General features: G+C 63.9%; 19 protein-coding genes. 17 read left to right on the top strand and 2 right to left on the bottom strand.

Going from position 1 to position 16,720, the window contains the following annotated elements; translation table 11 throughout:
• Position 1 precedes the first annotated feature (1 nt).
• From ureC to FJ986_RS05675, 9 genes are all read left to right on the top strand, one after another.
• Positions 2 to 1,717 carry an urease subunit alpha gene (gene ureC / locus FJ986_RS05635; protein ID WP_181172003.1) on the top strand — a complete coding sequence of 572 codons (1,716 nt, stop codon included), beginning with the start codon at positions 2 to 4 and terminating at the stop codon, positions 1,715 to 1,717.
• Positions 1,718 to 1,843: 126 nt separating this feature from the next.
• A complete protein-coding gene (locus FJ986_RS05640) occupies positions 1,844 to 2,332 on the top strand; it encodes a DUF29 domain-containing protein (RefSeq protein WP_140491324.1) in 489 nt (162 codons plus the stop codon).
• A 50-nt stretch (positions 2,333 to 2,382) separates the two neighbouring features.
• The gene (locus FJ986_RS05645) at positions 2,383 to 2,976 is read left to right on the top strand and encodes a hypothetical protein (protein ID WP_140554597.1); all 594 of its coding nucleotides are present in this window, start codon (positions 2,383 to 2,385) and stop codon (positions 2,974 to 2,976) included.
• 45 nt (positions 2,977 to 3,021) lie between these two features.
• Positions 3,022 to 3,627: a glutathione S-transferase family protein gene (locus tag FJ986_RS05650; protein ID WP_140628712.1), complete on the top strand. Its 606-nt coding sequence runs from the start codon at positions 3,022 to 3,024 to the stop codon at positions 3,625 to 3,627.
• A complete protein-coding gene (ureE, locus tag FJ986_RS05655; RefSeq protein WP_140625193.1) occupies positions 3,624 to 4,205 on the top strand; it encodes an urease accessory protein UreE in 582 nt (193 codons plus the stop codon). The genes FJ986_RS05650 and ureE overlap by 4 nt, the downstream gene beginning before the upstream one ends.
• Positions 4,198 to 4,869 (top strand): urease accessory protein UreF, encoded by a 672-nt coding sequence (locus FJ986_RS05660; protein WP_140514382.1) that lies wholly within the window; start codon positions 4,198 to 4,200, stop codon positions 4,867 to 4,869. Before ureE ends, FJ986_RS05660 begins: the two co-directional genes overlap by 8 nt.
• A complete protein-coding gene (locus FJ986_RS05665; RefSeq protein ID WP_140491332.1) occupies positions 4,866 to 5,306 on the top strand; it encodes a DUF3995 domain-containing protein in 441 nt (146 codons plus the stop codon). The genes FJ986_RS05660 and FJ986_RS05665 overlap by 4 nt, the downstream gene beginning before the upstream one ends.
• Positions 5,303 to 5,944 (top strand): urease accessory protein UreG, encoded by a 642-nt coding sequence (ureG, locus tag FJ986_RS05670; protein ID WP_140491334.1) that lies wholly within the window; start codon positions 5,303 to 5,305, stop codon positions 5,942 to 5,944. The genes FJ986_RS05665 and ureG overlap by 4 nt, the downstream gene beginning before the upstream one ends.
• A 77-nt stretch (positions 5,945 to 6,021) precedes the next feature.
• Positions 6,022 to 6,789, top strand: coding sequence for a class II aldolase and adducin N-terminal domain-containing protein (locus tag FJ986_RS05675; RefSeq protein WP_140524180.1), 768 nt, complete (start codon positions 6,022 to 6,024; stop codon positions 6,787 to 6,789).
• Positions 6,790 to 6,792: 3 nt separating this feature from the next.
• Here FJ986_RS05675 and FJ986_RS05680 read toward each other — a convergent pair whose 3' ends face one another.
• Positions 6,793 to 7,425 carry an HAD family phosphatase gene (locus FJ986_RS05680; protein WP_140628709.1) on the bottom strand — a complete coding sequence of 211 codons (633 nt, stop codon included), beginning with the start codon at positions 7,423 to 7,425 and terminating at the stop codon, positions 6,793 to 6,795.
• A 255-nt stretch (positions 7,426 to 7,680) separates the two neighbouring features.
• On the opposite strand from FJ986_RS05680, the gene FJ986_RS05685 reads away from it, so the two are divergent.
• Entirely contained in the window at positions 7,681 to 8,640 is a 960-nt protein-coding gene (locus tag FJ986_RS05685) for a sugar-binding transcriptional regulator (RefSeq protein ID WP_140491340.1), read from the top strand.
• 47 nt (positions 8,641 to 8,687) lie between these two features.
• Here FJ986_RS05685 and FJ986_RS05690 read toward each other — a convergent pair whose 3' ends face one another.
• Positions 8,688 to 8,873, bottom strand: coding sequence for a hypothetical protein (locus tag FJ986_RS05690; protein WP_140514372.1), 186 nt, complete (start codon positions 8,871 to 8,873; stop codon positions 8,688 to 8,690).
• A gap of 110 nt (positions 8,874 to 8,983) precedes the next feature.
• Here FJ986_RS05690 and gcvA point away from each other — a divergent pair, with 110 nt between their 5' ends.
• The 7 genes from gcvA to FJ986_RS05725 all read left to right on the top strand — a co-directional run bounded on the left by gcvA (position 8,984) and on the right by FJ986_RS05725 (position 16,720).
• Positions 8,984 to 9,889, top strand: coding sequence for a transcriptional regulator GcvA (gcvA, locus tag FJ986_RS05695; RefSeq protein ID WP_140524183.1), 906 nt, complete (start codon positions 8,984 to 8,986; stop codon positions 9,887 to 9,889).
• Between the two features lie 212 nt (positions 9,890 to 10,101).
• Positions 10,102 to 11,412 carry a sugar ABC transporter substrate-binding protein gene (locus tag FJ986_RS05700; RefSeq protein WP_140491344.1) on the top strand — a complete coding sequence of 437 codons (1,311 nt, stop codon included), beginning with the start codon at positions 10,102 to 10,104 and terminating at the stop codon, positions 11,410 to 11,412.
• Between the two features lie 125 nt (positions 11,413 to 11,537).
• Positions 11,538 to 12,410 (top strand): sugar ABC transporter permease, encoded by an 873-nt coding sequence (locus FJ986_RS05705; protein WP_140491346.1) that lies wholly within the window; start codon positions 11,538 to 11,540, stop codon positions 12,408 to 12,410.
• An 11-nt stretch (positions 12,411 to 12,421) separates the two neighbouring features.
• Complete coding sequence (locus FJ986_RS05710) at positions 12,422 to 13,246, top strand: carbohydrate ABC transporter permease (RefSeq protein WP_140491348.1); 825 nt, start codon at positions 12,422 to 12,424, stop codon at positions 13,244 to 13,246.
• A 63-nt stretch (positions 13,247 to 13,309) separates the two neighbouring features.
• On the top strand, positions 13,310 to 14,314 hold the full coding sequence (locus FJ986_RS05715; protein ID WP_140551584.1) for an ABC transporter ATP-binding protein: 1,005 nt from the start codon (positions 13,310 to 13,312) through the stop codon (positions 14,312 to 14,314).
• Positions 14,311 to 15,081, top strand: a complete 771-nt coding sequence (locus tag FJ986_RS05720; protein ID WP_140673650.1) for an L-iditol 2-dehydrogenase — start codon at positions 14,311 to 14,313, stop codon at positions 15,079 to 15,081. The genes FJ986_RS05715 and FJ986_RS05720 overlap by 4 nt, the downstream gene beginning before the upstream one ends.
• A 160-nt stretch (positions 15,082 to 15,241) precedes the next feature.
• A complete protein-coding gene (locus FJ986_RS05725) occupies positions 15,242 to 16,720 on the top strand; it encodes a mannitol dehydrogenase family protein (RefSeq protein WP_140673652.1) in 1,479 nt (492 codons plus the stop codon).

The following is a 16,720-nucleotide window of genomic DNA, read 5'->3' on the forward strand; positions in this document are numbered from 1 at the left end:
ACTGATGGCCAGAATAACCCGCGCCGCCTATGCGCAGATGTACGGCCCGACGGTCGGCGACAGGGTGCGGCTTGCCGATACCGAACTCTTCGTCGAGGTCGAGAAGGATTTCACCATTCATGGCGAGGAGGTGAAATTCGGCGGCGGCAAGGTCATCCGCGACGGCATGGGCCAGAGCCAGGTTTCCCGCGCTGAAGGAGCGGTCGACACCGTCATTACCAATGCGCTGGTGATCGACGCCAGCGCCGGCATCTTCAAGGCCGATATCGGCCTCAGGGACGGCCGCATCGCGGCAATCGGCAAGGCCGGCAACCCGGACACGCAGGATGGCGTCACCATCATCATCGGCCCCGGCACCGAGATCATCGCCGGCGAAGGCAAGATCCTTACCGCGGGCGGCTTCGACGCGCATATCCATTTCATCTGCCCGCAGCAGATCGAGGAAGCGCTGATGTCGGGCATCACCACGATGCTGGGCGGCGGCACCGGCCCGGCGCACGGCACGCTCGCCACCACCTGCACGCCCGGGCCATGGCACATGGCGCGCATGATCCAGTCCTTCGACGCCTTCCCGATGAATATCGGCCTGTCGGGCAAGGGCAACGCTTCCTTGCCCGCGGCGCTCGAGGAGATGGTGCTGGGCGGCGCCTGCTCGCTGAAGCTGCACGAGGACTGGGGCACGACGCCGGCCGCGATCGACTGCTGCCTGTCGGTCGCCGACGACCATGACGTTCAGGTGATGATCCATACCGATACGCTCAACGAGAGCGGCTTCGTCGAGAACACGGTGGCGGCGATCGGGGGCCGCACCATCCACGCCTTCCACACCGAAGGCGCGGGCGGCGGGCATGCGCCCGACATCATCAAGGTCTGCGGCCTGCCCAACGTCATCCCGTCCTCGACCAACCCGACGCGGCCCTACACGGTCAACACGCTGGCCGAGCATCTCGACATGCTGATGGTCTGCCACCATCTGTCGCCGTCGATCCCGGAAGACATCGCCTTCGCCGAAAGCCGCATCCGCAAGGAGACCATCGCGGCGGAAGACATTCTGCACGACATCGGTGCCTTCTCGATCATCTCCTCGGACTCACAAGCGATGGGCCGCGTCGGCGAGGTGGCGATCCGGACCTGGCAGACCGCCGACAAGATGAAGCGCCAGCGCGGTTCGCTGCCGCAGGAGACCGGCAACAACGACAATTTCCGCGTCCGCCGCTATATCGCCAAATACACGATCAACCCGGCCATCGCGCACGGGCTGTCGAAGGAGATTGGTTCGATCGCTGTCGGCAAGCGCGCCGACCTGGTGCTGTGGAACCCGGCCTTCTTCGGCGTCAAGCCTGATATGGTGCTGATCGGCGGCATGATCGCGGCGGCGCCGATGGGCGACCCCAACGCCTCGATCCCGACGCCGCAGCCGATGCACTATCGGCCGATGTTCGGCGCCTATGGCAAGGCGCGCACCAACTCGTCGGTAACCTTCGTCTCGAAGGCGGCACTAGAGTCCGGTCTGCACGGCCGGCTCGGCGTCGACAAGCAGTTCGCCGCGGTCGAAAACACGCGTGGCGGCATCGGCAAGCACTCCATGGTGCTCAACGACGCCACGCCGCATATCGAAGTCGATCCCGAGACTTACGAGGTTCGTGCCGACGGCGAACTCTTGACCTGCGAACCAGCGACGGTGCTGCCGATGGCGCAGCGATATTTTCTGTTTTGATAAGATCGCCGCGAGCCATTGCCCTCGTTAAATGCGGCGGTGAGTGGGTTGTGCCGACTGCCCGAATGGGCCCACTCGTTCTCCGCAGGCTTGGAAATTGTGCACTTTGGGAGCAATATCTCCTCAATGAACAAGATATTTCGCAAACAGCAATTGACGCCCTACGAGGCCGACTATGCTCAGTGGTGCGCCGAGCAGGGCGCGTTGCTGCGCGAAGGTCGTCTTTCCGACCTCGATCGTGAGAATGTTGCCGAGGAGATCGAGAGCTTGGGGCGGAGCGACAAAAGGGAAATTGCGAGCAGGCTTGGCACTTTGGTCCTTCACTTGCTAAAATGGGAGTTTCAGTCTGAGCAGCGCAAAACGGGCTGGTTGCTGACAATTCGGGAGCAACGGCTTCGGATTGAGGGCCTGCTTGATGAAAGTCCGAGCCTCAAAAAATATCCTGCGCAGGTGCTCGATCGAGAGTTCAAGATAGCAAGATTAAAGGCCTTGGACGAAACAGGCCTGAGAGATCGGGATTTCCCTGTCCATTGCCCCTATGGGATCAAGGAAATCTTGGACGATGATTATTTCCCAGGATCACCGTGGTCTTCAGACAACCTTATGCGCGAATAGACTGATAGTGGTGTGTTGACGGACGTTCCATCACCTGGCGAGCATTCGGCATGGCCACCGAAATAGCTTCGCCCCACGACATCTTCCCGCATATCCGCATCGTCCTGGGCATGGTGATCGGGCTCGGCGTCGCGCGCCTGTTGTCGGGGGTGGCGCGCATCGTCCAGCATCCCGGCCAGTACCGGCTCTATACGGTGCATCTGGCCTGGGTCGCTTCGGTGCTGTTGATGCTGGTGCATTTCTGGTGGTGGGAGTTCGGCCTCTACGCCATCGAAACATGGACCTTCGGCAAGTACCTGTTCATCATCTTCTACGCCATCACCCTGTTCCTGCTCTGCGCGCTGCTGTTTCCGGATTCGATGCTCGACTACACCAGCTATGAGGATTTCTTCTATTCGCGCCGCGCCTGGTTCTTCGGCCTGCTGGCCGCGACCTACGTGCTCGACGTGATCGACACGCTGCTGAAGGGGCCGGAGCATTTCGCCCGCTTCGGCAACGAATATCTGTTCCGCACGCCGGTCTTCGTCGCGCTGTGCATCGCCGCGATCCTGGTGCGCGACCGCCGGTTTCACATCGCCTTCGTCGCGGCGGCGCTGATTTACCAGGTATCGTTCATCCTGCGGCTGTTCGACACGATCGTATGACGGCCGCGGATGCTCTAGGCTGACCGGGAAAGGCAGGGTTCAATCATGTACAAGGCCGTCGGATCGCGTGGATCCCGGGTCAGCCGTGTTCTGTGGATGCTCGAAGAACTCGGGCAGGCCTATGAATTCGTCGAAATTCCCCTGCGCTCGCCCGAAGCCTATGCGCTCAATCCCTCGGGCAAGGTGCCGATCTTGATCGACGGCGAGCTGACGCTGACGGATTCGGCGGCGATCTGCGTCTATCTCGCCGATAAGCACGCGGACAAGGGCATGGGCGCCAGTCCCGGCCTCGCAGGCCGCGCCGAAATGGATTCCTGGATGCATTTCGCCCAGAGCGAGTTCGAGGCGCCGCTGTGGAACAAATTGCGCCACCGCTTCCTGCTGCCCAGGGAAGTCCGGGTCGACGTCGGCCCCGCGGCCGCTTACGATTTCGCCTCCGAGGTCAAGGCGCTGGACCGCCGGCTTGGCGACAAGCCTTTCGCGCTCGGCGACCGGTTCTCGGCTGTCGACGTGCTGCTCGGCGACATGGGCGGCTGGGCCCGAGCCGGCCGCTTTCCAATAGAATCCGACCGCGTCAACGCCTATTTCGACCGCGTGCTTTCACGCCCTGCCCGTGCCCGGGCGCAAGCCAATGGCGGAGCCATGAAATGAAGCTCAACCTCAACACCGACTTCACGAAGTTCCCGCGCGCCATCTCGGTGCTGACCTCCGGCAATGCCGGCACCACGGCGCCATCCGGCCGCGCGGTTCTTGCCCATGACGAGCGGCATCTGCGCCGCCGGGCGATCGAATTGTCCGATGGCAGCAAGGTACTGGTCGACCTGCCGGAGCCCGTCACCCTCAACGACGGCGACAGGCTGGTGCTGGAAGACGGCCGCCACGTCGAGATCATCGCGGCGCCGGAGGAGGTCTATGATATCCGCGCCCGCGACGCCGTGCATCTGGCCGAGCTTGCCTGGCATATCGGCAACCGCCATCTCGCGGCGGCGATAGAGGCGGAGCGCATCCTCATCCTGCGCGATCATGTCATCAAGGCGATGCTGGAGGGGCTCGGGGCCACGGTGAGCGAGGTTTCCGAACCGTTCAAACCGGTGCGGGGCGCCTATTCCGGCGGCCATGACCACGGCCATGCGCACGCCCACAGCCACGCCGAAGCGCATTCGCACAGCCATTCGCATTCGCACGACCATCACGATCATCACGATGATCATCATGATCACCATGACTGACCAGCCATCCGGGGTCGCCCTGCTGCGATTGATGGCGTGGCTGTCGCCGGTCTTTCCGGTCGGCGGCTTTTCCTACAGCCATGGCCTCGAGCGCGCCGCGCATGATGGGCTGGTGACCGATGCGGCGAGCCTCGCCGCTTGGCTTGAAACGCTGGTCGAGATGGGCTCCGCCTGGAACGATGCCGTGCTGTTCGCGGAGAGCTGGCGCAACGCCCGCGACGGCGGCGATCCGGCCGAAGTCGCCACACTGGCGGAGGCGTTGGCCGGGTCGCGTGAGCGCCATGCCGAGACCATGCTGCAAGGTGCGGCTTTCCTCAAAGCGGCCGCCGCCTGGCCCACTCCCGTGCTGGAGCGCTTGCCCGCCGATTGTGCGTACTGCGTCGCCGTCGGCGCTGTTGCCGGCGGCAATGGTATCGCGCTTCAGGACGCGCTGTCCGCCTTCCTGCAGGCCTTCTTCTCCAATCTCGTCCAGGCCGCGATCCGGCTGGGCGTCATCGGACAAAGCGGCGCGACCAGTTTGCTCGCCGGCTTCGAGCAGCTGGCCCTTGCGACCGCCGCCCGCGCATCCCGCTCGACATTGGACGATCTCGGCGGTTGCGCCTTTGTCTCTGATATCGTGGCGATGCAGCACGAAACCCAGTATTCGCGATTGTTCCGCTCATGATCGTCCTTGCCTTCGTCCTCTCATTCGTCCTGCTGGTGATCACCGCGTTGCACGTTTATTGGGGCATTGGCGGGATATGGCCGGGCAAGGATGCGGCGTCCTGCGCGCATGCGGTCGTCGGCTTTCGCGGCGTCGACGAGATGCCGGCGCCGTTCGCCTGCTTTGCCGTCGCCGCCTGCCTGGCGCTGGCAACGCTCTGGCCGATGGCTCTGGAGGGTGTGTTTGCCTCGCCCTTTCCTGGGCAAGGCCTCGCCGCCACCGCGCTGCTGATCGGGCTGGTGTTTCTCGGACGCGGCATTGCCGGCTTCACGCCCCGGTGGCGCCGGCTGGCACCGGAACAGCCTTTCGCGCGGCTCGATAGGAGCCTTTATTCGCCGCTGTGCCTGCTGATCGGGCTCGGCTTCGCAGTTCTCGCCATCACGGAGTTCCCGACATGACGCAGCCCAACGGTCCCCTTCGCATCGGCATTGGCGGCCCCGTCGGTTCGGGCAAGACGACGCTCACCGAGAAACTGTGCAAGGCGCTGCGTGAGGAATTCTCCATCGCCGTCGTCACCAACGACATCTACACAAGGGAAGACGCCATGATGCTGGCGCGGCTGCAGGCGCTGCCGGAAGAGCGCATCGTCGGCGTCGAGACCGGCGGCTGCCCGCACACCGCCATCCGCGAGGACGCCTCGATCAATCTGCAGGCGATCGCGGAGCTCAACCGCAAATTCCCCGATCTCGACATCATCTTCATCGAATCCGGCGGCGACAACCTTGCCGCCACCTTCTCGCCGGATCTCGCCGACCTCACGCTCTATGTCATCTCCGTCTGCCAGGGCGAGGAGATCCCGCGGAAAGGCGGCCCGGCGATCACCCGTTCCGATTTCCTGATCATCAACAAGAGCGACCTGGCGCCCTATGTGAACGTCAATCTCGACGTGATGGAGAGCGACGCCACCCGCATGCGCGGCAAGCGGCCGTTCGGCTTCACCGACCTGTCGCGCGGCAAGGGGTTGCGGGAGGTGATCGATTTCATCGTCGAGCATGGCGGCTTGAGGCTCGGGACCGCCGCAAGCACGGCGGCGTGAGCCGGCTGCACCAACCGAAACCGGTTGCGGGCACAAGCAGGGCACGGCATTGTTCCTAAAACCCGGAGGATTTTTCGATGAGCATCGCCCGCCTGCAAAAGGAACCGCTGACCAACCTGCCCTTCTACGAGGAGCGCGTCGACCTTGCCTGCGCCTTCCGCTGGACGGCGCGGCTCAACATGCACGAGGCGGTGGCCAACCATTTCTCGCTGGCGGTCAACGAGGACGGCACAAAATTCCTGATGAACCCCAACCAGGTGCACTTCTCGCGCATCAAGGCGAGCGACCTTTTGATGATCGACGCCAACGATCCCGAGACGCTGTCCGGCCCGAATGCGCCCGACCCGACGGCGTGGGGCCTGCACGGCGCCATCCACCGCAACGTCCGCCATGCGCGCTGCGTCATGCATGTGCATTCCATCCACGCCACCGTGCTGGCCTCGCTCGCCGATTCTAGGCTGCCGCCGATCGACCAGAATTCGGCGATGTTCTTCAACCGCCACGTCGTCGACGCCCATTATGGCGGTCTGGCCTTCGAGGAAGAGGGCGAGCGCTGCTCGCAGCTCCTGACCGACCCCAAGGTCAAGGTAATGGTGATGGGCAATCACGGCGTGCTGGTCATCGGCGACACGGTGGCCGACGCCTTCAATCGCATGTTCTATTTCGAACGCGCCGCCGAGACCTACATCAAGGCGCTGTGGACAGGGCGGCCGCTACGCACGCTTTCCGACGCCATCGCCGAGAAGGCGGCAAGCGAAATGGACGACTATCCCGGCCAGGCCGAGCGGCATCTCAGCGAGCTGAAGGCGATCCTCGACGAGCAGGAGCCGGTCTACCGGAACTGAGGTTTAAAGCCCCAGTTCAGCCCGCAATTCCTCGGCGCTGTTGATGACCACCGCACCGGGCGGGCCGTCCATGGGTTTTTCCGGCCAGAAGATCGTCTTCATGCCTGCCGCCAGCCCCGCCATGGCGCCCGGCCAGCTGTCGTCGACCGCCACCGCGTCCGCGGGATCGACATCGGCCAGATAGGCGGCGCGCAGGAACGGCTCGGCTTGCGGCTTGCCTTCGCGCACGTCGTTGCGGCTGATGGTCTTCATGCCTGGATAGATCAGGCCGACCATGTGCAGATTGGCGTCGACGATCATGCGGTCGGAATTCGAGACCACGGCCTGCTGCACGCCAAGTGCGCGCAATTCGTTGAAGATCTCGATCGCACCGGGGCGCGGCTTCAATGTCGTGACAAGCGGCAGATAATGCTCGTATTTATGGACGATCCACTCGTCGAAGGGCAGATCCAGGCCGAACTCGTCGCGCATCATCAGGTAGACCGGCCAGGCAGCGACCCCGAGAACGCGCTCATGCAGGTCGGGCGGAGGCTGAAGGCCGACATTGCGCATCGCCGCCACCAGGGCTGCTTCGTGCAGCGGTTCGCTGTCGACCAGCGTGCCGTCCATGTCCCAGAAAACCGCTTTCGGTGTCATGCAACGCTCCTTTTGGCGTTCCCTTAAAGGGTTTACCCCGCGAGATAAACCATCCGGACGGCAGAACGTGCCACCTGTCGGAACGGAAATCCTCCTTTTGCCTGCCGTGGAATCCCCAGGCCGACGATGATCCGGCCGATCCCACGCCCGCATGCGCAAGCAATTGCCCTGGCGATTTGACAATTGCGCAGCGCGCGGTTCCCTGCGAAAGTAGGCGCGACCGGTTCCATGACCGGCGGTTTCGGGAGGCAGGACGTGAACAACCGGCAGGAGGGCGGCAGCAACAGGTTGGACGATGCCGCGCGCGCGGGCTGGCTTTATTACGTCGCCGGCAACACGCAGGACCAGATCGCCGCCACGCTCGGCATCTCGCGGCAGACTGCACAGCGGCTGGTGTCGCTGGCAGTGTCGGAAGGCCTGATCAAGGTGCGCGTCGACCATCCGATCGCCAACTGCCTCGACCTCGCCGCCCGCCTGAAGTCGCGCTTCGCGCTCGACCTGGTGGAGGTGGTGCCGAGCGACCCGACCTCGTCGTCGACGACGATCGGTATCGCCGAGGCGGCGGCAGCGGAAATCGAGAGGCGGCTGAGATCGCCGGCGCCGATCGTGCTGGCGATCGGCACCGGCCGTACGCTGAAGGCGGCGATCGAGCAACTGCCGCCGATGGAGTGCCCGCAGCACAAGGTGGTGTCCCTGACCGGCAATATCTCGCCGGACGGTTCGGCCGCTTTCTACAACGTCATCTTCACCATGGCCGACAGGGTCAAGGCGCGGTCGTTCCCGATGCCGTTGCCGGTCATCGCCTCCTCGCCGCAGGAGCGCGAGATGCTGCTCAGCCAGCCGATGATCCAGCCGACGCTGGCGCTGGCCGCGGAGGCCGACGTCACCTTCGTCGGCATCGGCGACCTCGGCCCGAAGGCGCCGCTCTATGAGGACGGCTTCATTTCCGACGCCGAGCTGAAGGCGCTACAGAAGGCCGGCGGCGTCGCCGAAATTGTCGGCTGGGTGTTCGATCGCGACGGCCGCATGATCGAGGGCATCACCAACGACCGGGTGTCGTCGGCGGCCCTGCCGTCACGCGAGAAGTCGCTGGTCATCGCGCTCGCCATGGGTGAACGCAAGCTGCCGGGCATCCTGGCGGCCGTGAACCGCCGGCTGGTCAACGGCCTTATCACCGACGAACGAACCGCCGCCGCCCTGCTGGCGAGCGGATGAGCCAAAAGCCTCGAGGCAACATCGATTTGCGATAAAATCCGGGCGGGCTATCCATGCCGTCCGAAGGGGTCGTTGCCGTCGAGGAAGCCAAGGTCCCGCCGCAAGTGCGGTGACAGGTCCCTGATGTCGAGATGCGCCTTTTTCCTGGTCGCGAACCAGCCGAATCCGTCCGCAAGCCATGAAATCCAGCGATGATCCGGAGCGGGAGTGCATTTTTGCTGCGCCATGGTCATGATCGTCAACCTTCGCTATCTTCAACCCGAGTGACGGGCTGAGGATGAATGTCGGTCTTGCCGGCCGCCTTTGCCAATCGAACGTCGATAAGGACCCATAAGGAGGCTTTATGCCGGATCTCAGCTCGCGACAGGTTGCGCAGCTTCCGCCGCTGCAGGCGATCCGGGTGTTCGAAGCGGTGGCGCGGCATCTGTCCTTCACCAAAGCGGCCGAGGAACTGGCGATGACGCAGGCAGCGGTCAGCTATCAGATCAAGGTGCTGGAGGAGCGGGTCGGCGCGCCGCTTTTCCTGCGCCGGCCGCGACAGATCGAGCTCACCGAAGCCGGACAGCGCCTGGCGCCGGCGGTCAGCGAGGCCTTCGCCATACTCGGCCAGGCCTATGCGGCGGCGCGCGGCGGGGCGGACGGTCTGCTGTGCGTCACCACGGTGCTGACCTTTGCCTCCAACTGGCTGGCGCATCATCTGGGTTCGTTCCAGATCGCGCATCCCGCCCTTGCCGTGCGGCTCGACACATCCAGCCGCCTGACCGATTTCGCCCGCGAGGATGTCGACCTTGCCATCCGCTCGGGCGGCGGCAAATGGCCGGGACTGGAGGCCTACAAGCTGCTCGACGCCGATTTCACGCCGATGCTGAGCCCCAAGCTCGCCGCGAGCATCGGCGGCGTCAAGGAACCGGCCGATCTGCTCAAGCTGCCTATCCTCGATCCCGGCGACATCTGGTGGACGCAATGGTTCGAGGCCGCGGGCGTGCAAAGCCATGACCTTGCCAAGCGCCCCGGCAGCAGCATGGGCGCGCAGGCCTATGAGGCCAATGCGGCCATCGCAGGCCATGGCGTGGCGGTCCTGACCAGGGCGCTGTTCAAGGCGGAACTCGCCGACGGCCGCCTGATCCAGCCCTTCGACCTGGTCGGCGACGACGGCCACGCCTACTGGCTGGTCTATCCGGAGGCGCGCCGCAACGTGCCGAAGATCCGCGCTTTCCGCGACTGGATCCTGGCCGAGATCGCCTGCTGACCGGCTAACTCCAGGATCAAAACCGCGCTCCATCCAGATCACCGTTGTCGCCCGCTCCGCACCTGCGGGACGGCCATTTGCAACGCGCCAGGTCGGCGCTCCTCCATCGAGTGTGCGCTGCACCATCGAATCTGGCTTGACATAATTCATTCTTAGTGAGTAATTGCTCACAGCCAAGGCAAATGCTCATCTTGGTCCATGGGAGGAATTTGATGAAACTTCGTACGCTCATCCTGGGCTTGTGCTCGGCCAGCGCGCTCGCGTTCGCGGCACATGCCGAATCCATCACCATCGCCACCGTCAACAATGGCGATATGGTCCGCATGCAGAAGCTGACCGACGACTTCACCAAGGCGAACCCCGACATCCAGCTCAACTGGGTGACGCTGGAAGAGAACGTGCTGCGCGAGCGCGTGACCACCGACATCGCCACCAAGGGCGGCCAGTATGACGTGATGACCATCGGCACCTACGAGGTCCCGATCTGGGCCAAGCAGAGCTGGCTGTTGCCGCTCGACAAGCTCGGCGACGACTACGACGCCAAGGACATCATCCCGGCGATCGCCGGCGGCCTCTCGGTCGACGGCAAGCTCTATGCCGCGCCCTTCTACGGCGAAAGCTCCTTCGTCATGTACCGCAAGGACCTGATGGAGAAGGCAGGGCTGAAGATGCCCGACGCGCCGACCTGGGACTTCATCAAGCAGGCCGCCGACAAGATGACCGACCGCGCCAATGGCGTGAACGGCGTTTGCCTGCGCGGCAAGGCCGGCTGGGGCGAGAACATGGCCTTCCTGACCGCCATGTCGAACTCCTTCGGCGCGCGCTGGTTCGACGAGAACTGGAAGCCGCAGTTCGACCAGCCCGAATGGAAGAACACCTTGCAGTTCTATGTCGACCTGATGAAGGCCGACGGCCCCGAGGGAGCGTCCTCCAACGGCTTCAACGAGAATTTGGCGCTGTTCCAGCAGGGCAAGTGCGGCATGTGGATCGACGCCACCGTCGCCGCCTCCTTCGTCTCCGATCCCAAGGCCTCGCAGGTCGCCGACAAGGTCGGTTACGCATTGGCGCCTGACAATGGGCTCGGCAAGCGCGGCAACTGGCTGTGGGCGTGGTCGCTGGCCATTCCCGCCGGCACGCAGAAGGCCGATGCCGCCGAGAAGTTCGTGTCATGGGCAACCAGCAAGCACTATGCAGAACTGGTCGCCTCGAAGGAAGGCTGGGCCAACGTTCCGCCGGGAACGCGCTCCTCGCTCTATGCCAATCCAGAGTACCAGAAGGCGGCTCCGTTCGCCAAGATGACGCTGGACTCCATCAATGCCGCCGACCCGACGCATCCGACCGTCAAGCCGGTGCCCTATGTCGGCGTGCAGTTCGTCGCCATCCCCGAATTCCAGGGCCTCGGCACGACCGTCGGCCAGCTGTTCTCGGCAGCCCTTGCCGGCCAGTCGAGCGTCGACGACGCGCTGAAGCAGGCCCAGGACGCCGCAACCGCGGCGATGACCGAGGGCGGCTACATCCAGTAAGGCTCCTCCCGGTGCCTAAGGCCGGTCGCCGACCATGGCCGGCAACGGCCGCCCGAAACCCAGTTCGGGCGGCCACTTCCCGACAGCTCGAGAAAATTCCGTCCGATCCTTGAAGGGTGACCGTCATGGCTACTCAGCAGACCCGTTCGCTTGCCCGTTTCATGATGGCGCCATCCGTCGTCCTGCTGCTCGTCTGGATGGTCGTTCCGCTGGCGCTCACGCTCTGGTTCTCCTTCCAGCAGTACAATCCGCTCAATCCGATCCGCGACGGCTTCGTCGGCTTCTCCAATTACGCGTTGTTCTATTCCAACCCGGCCTTCCTGCAATCGATCCTGAACACGCTGCTGATCGTCGTCAGCGTGCTTGTGATCACCGTGGTCGGAGGCATCCTGCTGGCGCTTTTGATCGACCAGCCGATGTGGGGCCAGGGCATCGTGCGCATCCTCGTCATCTCGCCGTTCTTCGTCATGCCGCCGGTGGCGGCACTGGTCTGGAAGAACATGATCATGCATCCGCAATACGGCGTCTTCGCCGACATAGCGCGGTTCTTTGGCCTCCAGCCCATAGACTGGTTCGGACAATATCCGCTGACCGCCATCATCATCATCGTCGCCTGGCAGTGGCTGCCTTTCGCGACGCTCATTCTTTTGACTTCGCTTCAGTCGCTGGACGGCGAGCAGAAGGAAGCCGCCGAGATGGACGGCGCCGGCTTCATCAGCCGCTTCATCTACCTGACGCTGCCGCACATGTCGCGCGCGATCACCGTCGTCATCCTGATCCAGACGATCTTCCTGCTTTCGGTCTATGCCGAGATCCTCGTCACCACCAATGGCGGCCCGGGATACGCCTCCACCAACCTGCCCTTCCTGGTCTACCAGAAGGCGCTGCTCGAATTCAAAATCGGCCAGGCCTCCGCCGGCGGCATCATCGCGGTCATTCTCGCCAACATCGTCGCCTTCTTCGCCATGCGCGCCGTCGGCAAGAACCTGGACAGATAAGGGAGGAAAAGATGGCACGCGCAGTCACAACCCGGCACAAGACGATCGCGACGGCTGCCGCCTGGATCGTCGCCTTGCTGATCTTCTTCCCGATCCTCTACACGATCATCACCTCGTTCAAGTCGGAACAGGAGGCGATCCAGGGCTTCAACCTGATCCCGTCCGGGACCTTCGAGAGCTATTCCGAGGTCCAGGCGCAGAACGGCTATTTCAAGTTCTTCCTGAACTCGGTGCTGCTCTCGGTCGGCTCGACCATCCTGGCCCTGCTGGTCGCCATTCCGGCGGCCTGGTCGATGGCGTTCTCGCCGACCAAGCGGACCAAGGACATTTTGATGTGGATGCTGTCCACCAAGATGATGCCGGCCGTGGCCGTGCTGTTTCCGATCTACCTGATCTTCCGCGACACCGGCCTGCTCGACAGCCGCATCGGCCTGATGGTGATGCTGATGCTGATCAACCTGCCGATCGTGGTGTGGATGCTCTACACCTATTTCCGAGAAATCCCCGGCGAGATCCTGGAAGCGGCGCGCATGGACGGCGCCTCGCTGTGGAACGAGATCATCTATGTGCTCACACCCATGGCGGTGCCGGGCATCGCCTCGACCATGCTGCTCAACATCATCCTGGCCTGGAACGAAGCGTTCTGGACGATCCGGCTGACCACGACGGAAGCAGCACCCTTGACCGCCTTCATCAGCTCCTTCTCCAGCCCGCAAGGCCTGTTCTGGGCGAAGCTCTCGGCCGCCTCGACGCTGGCGATCGCGCCGATCCTGATCATGGGCTGGTTCAGCCAGAAGCAACTGGTGCGCGGCCTGACCTTCGGTGCGGTGAAGTAGGGGCGGCGCCGTGAAGTAGCAGCGTGCGCCAGGCGGCGGACGGAAATCCACCGGGAGGAAAGCATGGGAAATATCACGCTCAAGAACGTCTCGAAATCCTTCGGCTCGACGTCGATCATTCCGAACATCGATCTCGTCATCGAGGACGGCGAGTTCGTCGTCTTCGTCGGCCCGTCGGGCTGCGGCAAGTCCACGCTGCTGCGCCTGATCGCCGGCCTGGAGGACACCAGCGGCGGCACCATCAACATTGACGGTCGCGACGTCACCGGCGAGGCGCCGGCCAAGCGCAAGCTTGCCATGGTGTTCCAGTCCTATGCGCTCTACCCGCACATGACGGTGGCCAAGAACATCGCCTTTCCGCTGAAAATGGCGGGCGAGGACCAGGCGACCATCGACAGGAAGGTGAAGGACGCCGCGCGCGTGCTCAACCTCACCAATTATCTGGAGCGCCGCCCCGGCCAGCTTTCCGGCGGCCAGCGCCAGCGCGTCGCCATCGGCCGCGCCATCGTGCGCCAGCCTTCGGCCTTCCTGTTCGATGAACCCTTGTCCAACCTCGACGCGGCACTCCGCGGCACGATGCGGCTGGAGATCAGCGAACTGCACCACCAGCTCAAGACGACGATGATCTACGTCACCCACGACCAGGTCGAGGCGATGACCATGGCCGACAAGATCGTCGTGCTGAATGCCGGAAATGTCGAGCAGGTCGGCTCGCCGATGGAGCTCTACAAGACGCCGAAGAACCTGTTCGTCGCCGGCTTCATCGGCTCGCCGAAAATGAACCTGATCGAAGGCGCCCCGGCGGCGAAGTACGGCGCCAAGACCATCGGCATCCGGCCCGAGCACATGGCGATCTCGACCACGGCGGGCGATTGGAAGGCAACAGTCGGCGTTGCCGAACACCTGGGATCCGACACCTTCCTGCATGTCCAGGCCGACGGTGTCGGCCCGCTGACGGTGCGCGCCGACGGCGAACTCAGCGTCCACCATGGCGACAGCATTTATCTCACGCCCGACAAGGCCAAGCTGCATCGCTTCGGCCCCGACGGCAAGGCATTGGCGCCGTGAGGCTGAAAGGCAAATCGGCGCTGATCACCGGGTCGGCGCGCGGCATCGGCAAGGCCTTCGCCGAAGCCTATGCCCGTGAGGGCGCCATCGTGGCGATTGCCGACATCGATCTCGAGGCGGCGCAAGAGACAGCCGCCGGGATCGGCGGCAAGGCCTATGCGGTGAAGCTCGACGTCACGGACCAGGCCTCCATCGATGCCGCGGTGCAGGCGGTGGAAACCAGGACCGGTGGCCTGGACATACTGATCAACAACGCCGCGATCTTCGACCTTGCGCCGATCGTCGATATCTCGCGGGCGAGCTATGAAAAACTGTTCTCGGTCAATGTCGCCGGCACGCTGTTCATGCTGCAGGCGGCCGCGCGCTCGATGATCGCGCAGGGAAAGGGCGGCAGGATCATCAACATGGCGAGCCAGGCCGGACGGCGCGGCGAACCGCTGGTCGCGGTCTACTGCGCCAGCAAGGCGGCGGTCATTTCACTGACCCAGTCGGCCGGGCTCGACCTGATCAAGCACGGCATCAACGTCAACGGCATCGCGCCTGGCGTCGTCGACAGCGACATGTGGGACCAGGTCGACGCGCTGTTCGCCAAATACGAAAACCGGCCCAAGGGCGAAAAGAAAAGACTGGTCGGCGAAGGCGTGCCTTACGGCCGCATGGGCAGACCGGAGGACCTCGCCGGCATGGCCGTGTTCCTGGCCAGCGACGAAGCCGAATATATCGTCGCCCAGACCTACAATGTCGATGGCGGCCAGTGGATGAGTTGAGGCGGGGGCGGCCTCTTCTCCCCGTGCCTCCGCGGGGAGAAGAGGCCAACATCAAGGTGGCGGCCGCATCGCCTCGGAAGGCATGTGCCGCTTCCTACCCTCTCCCGGTGAAGGGGAGAGAAGGGTAACGAAGGCCGCAACCCGGCCAAAGGGTAAACAGATGACCGTGAAACTCTCTTCCGCCAATCTCGCCAACCTGCCCGCCAGGGTCGCAGGTCCGAAATACGACCGCGCAGCGCTGAAGGCCGGCATCGTGCATTTCGGCGTCGGCAACTTCCATCGCTCGCACCAGGCCGTCTATCTCGACGAGCTGTTCAATTCGGGCGTCGGCCACGACTGGGCGCTGGTCGGCGCCGGCGTGTTCGAGGGCGAGAAGATCGGCCGCGGCAAACTGGAAGAGCAGGACTGGCTGACGACGGTGGTCGAGCAGGACGAGGGTCATATGAGCGCCCGCGTCACCGGCGCCATGATCGACTTCCTGACGCCGGGCGATGCCGCCGCCATCATCGAACGGCTGGCCGATCCGGCGATCAAGATCGTGTCGCTGACCATCACCGAAGGCGGCTATTTCATCGATCCTGCCTCCGGCGTGTTCAACCCGACGCATCCCGATATCGTCGCCGATGCGCAGCCGGGCGCGACGCCGAAGACCGTGTTCGGCATCATCCTCGCCGGCCTGGTGCGGCGGCGCGGCGATGGCATCGCACCGTTCACGGTGATGTCCTGCGACAACATTCCCCACAACGGCCATGTCACGTCGGATGGCGTCATCGGGTTGGCCCGCCTGATCGACGAGGATCTGGCGGCCTGGGTCGGCGGCAATGTCGCTTTCCCGAACGCGATGGTCGACCGCATCACGCCGGCCACGTCGGACCGCGAACGCGTGATCCTGGCCAAGGATTTCGGCGTCGAGGACAATTGGCCTGTCTTTTGCGAACCCTTCCGGCAATGGGTGCTGGAAGACCATTTCACCGACGGCCGGCCGCCGCTTGAAAAGGTCGGCGTGCAGTTCGTCAAAGACGTCGCGCCCTACGAGCTGATGAAGATCCGCATCCTCAATGGCGGCCATGCCACCATCGCCTATCCGGCCGGGCTGATGGACATCCATTTCGTGCATGAGGCGATGCAGGAGCCGCTGGTGCGCGGCTTTCTCGACAAGCTCGAGCATGACGAAATCATTCCGACCGTACCGCCGGTGCCAGACACGGTCCTGGAGGATTATTACCAGCTCATCGAAAAGCGCTTTTCCAACCCCAAGATCGGCGACACGGTGCGCCGGCTCTGTCTCGACGGTTCCAATCGCCAGCCGAAATTCATCATCCCGACCATCGCCGACCGCTTGAAGGCGGGAAAGAGCGTCGCCGGCCTGGCACTGGAATCGGCGCTGTGGTGCCGCTACTGCTTCGGCACGACGGACAGCGGCGCGGTCATCGAGCCCAACGATCCGAACTGGGACCGCGTGCAGGCGACGGCAAAGGCGGCAAAGGACGCGCCCGCCGCCTGGCTTGCGATGGAAGACATCTATGGCGATGTCGGGCGCGCCACCGCGTTCGTCGAGGCTTTCGCGCATGCATTGAACCTGCTGTGGACGGATGGCACGCGCGCCACGCTGACGCGCTACCTCGCCGGCAAGCTCTGA

Origin of the sequence: Mesorhizobium sp. B1-1-1 (assembly GCF_006442955.1) — a bacterium.
In the GTDB taxonomy this organism is placed as follows: domain Bacteria; phylum Pseudomonadota; class Alphaproteobacteria; order Rhizobiales; family Rhizobiaceae; genus Mesorhizobium.

What these genes read in the sequence shown, in the direction of transcription:
- FJ986_RS05690 (WP_140514372.1), bottom strand. Translation starts at nt 8,873, where the DNA reads ATGACCATGGCGCAGCAAAAATGCACTCCCGCTCCGGATCATCGCTGG.
- ureE (WP_140625193.1), top strand. Translation starts at nt 3,624, where the DNA reads ATGAAGCTCAACCTCAACACCGACTTCACGAAGTTCCCGCGCGCCATC.
- FJ986_RS05700 (WP_140491344.1), top strand. Translation starts at nt 10,102, where the DNA reads ATGAAACTTCGTACGCTCATCCTGGGCTTGTGCTCGGCCAGCGCGCTC.
- FJ986_RS05675 (WP_140524180.1), top strand. Translation starts at nt 6,022, where the DNA reads ATGAGCATCGCCCGCCTGCAAAAGGAACCGCTGACCAACCTGCCCTTC.
- FJ986_RS05640 (WP_140491324.1), top strand. Translation starts at nt 1,844, where the DNA reads ATGAACAAGATATTTCGCAAACAGCAATTGACGCCCTACGAGGCCGAC.
- FJ986_RS05650 (WP_140628712.1), top strand. Translation starts at nt 3,022, where the DNA reads ATGTACAAGGCCGTCGGATCGCGTGGATCCCGGGTCAGCCGTGTTCTG.
- FJ986_RS05665 (WP_140491332.1), top strand. Translation starts at nt 4,866, where the DNA reads ATGATCGTCCTTGCCTTCGTCCTCTCATTCGTCCTGCTGGTGATCACC.
- FJ986_RS05705 (WP_140491346.1), top strand. Translation starts at nt 11,538, where the DNA reads ATGGCTACTCAGCAGACCCGTTCGCTTGCCCGTTTCATGATGGCGCCA.
- FJ986_RS05645 (WP_140554597.1), top strand. Translation starts at nt 2,383, where the DNA reads ATGGCCACCGAAATAGCTTCGCCCCACGACATCTTCCCGCATATCCGC.
- FJ986_RS05710 (WP_140491348.1), top strand. Translation starts at nt 12,422, where the DNA reads ATGGCACGCGCAGTCACAACCCGGCACAAGACGATCGCGACGGCTGCC.
- gcvA (WP_140524183.1), top strand. Translation starts at nt 8,984, where the DNA reads ATGCCGGATCTCAGCTCGCGACAGGTTGCGCAGCTTCCGCCGCTGCAG.
- FJ986_RS05715 (WP_140551584.1), top strand. Translation starts at nt 13,310, where the DNA reads ATGGGAAATATCACGCTCAAGAACGTCTCGAAATCCTTCGGCTCGACG.
- FJ986_RS05660 (WP_140514382.1), top strand. Translation starts at nt 4,198, where the DNA reads ATGACTGACCAGCCATCCGGGGTCGCCCTGCTGCGATTGATGGCGTGG.
- FJ986_RS05680 (WP_140628709.1), bottom strand. Translation starts at nt 7,425, where the DNA reads ATGACACCGAAAGCGGTTTTCTGGGACATGGACGGCACGCTGGTCGAC.
- FJ986_RS05725 (WP_140673652.1), top strand. Translation starts at nt 15,242, where the DNA reads ATGACCGTGAAACTCTCTTCCGCCAATCTCGCCAACCTGCCCGCCAGG.
- ureG (WP_140491334.1), top strand. Translation starts at nt 5,303, where the DNA reads ATGACGCAGCCCAACGGTCCCCTTCGCATCGGCATTGGCGGCCCCGTC.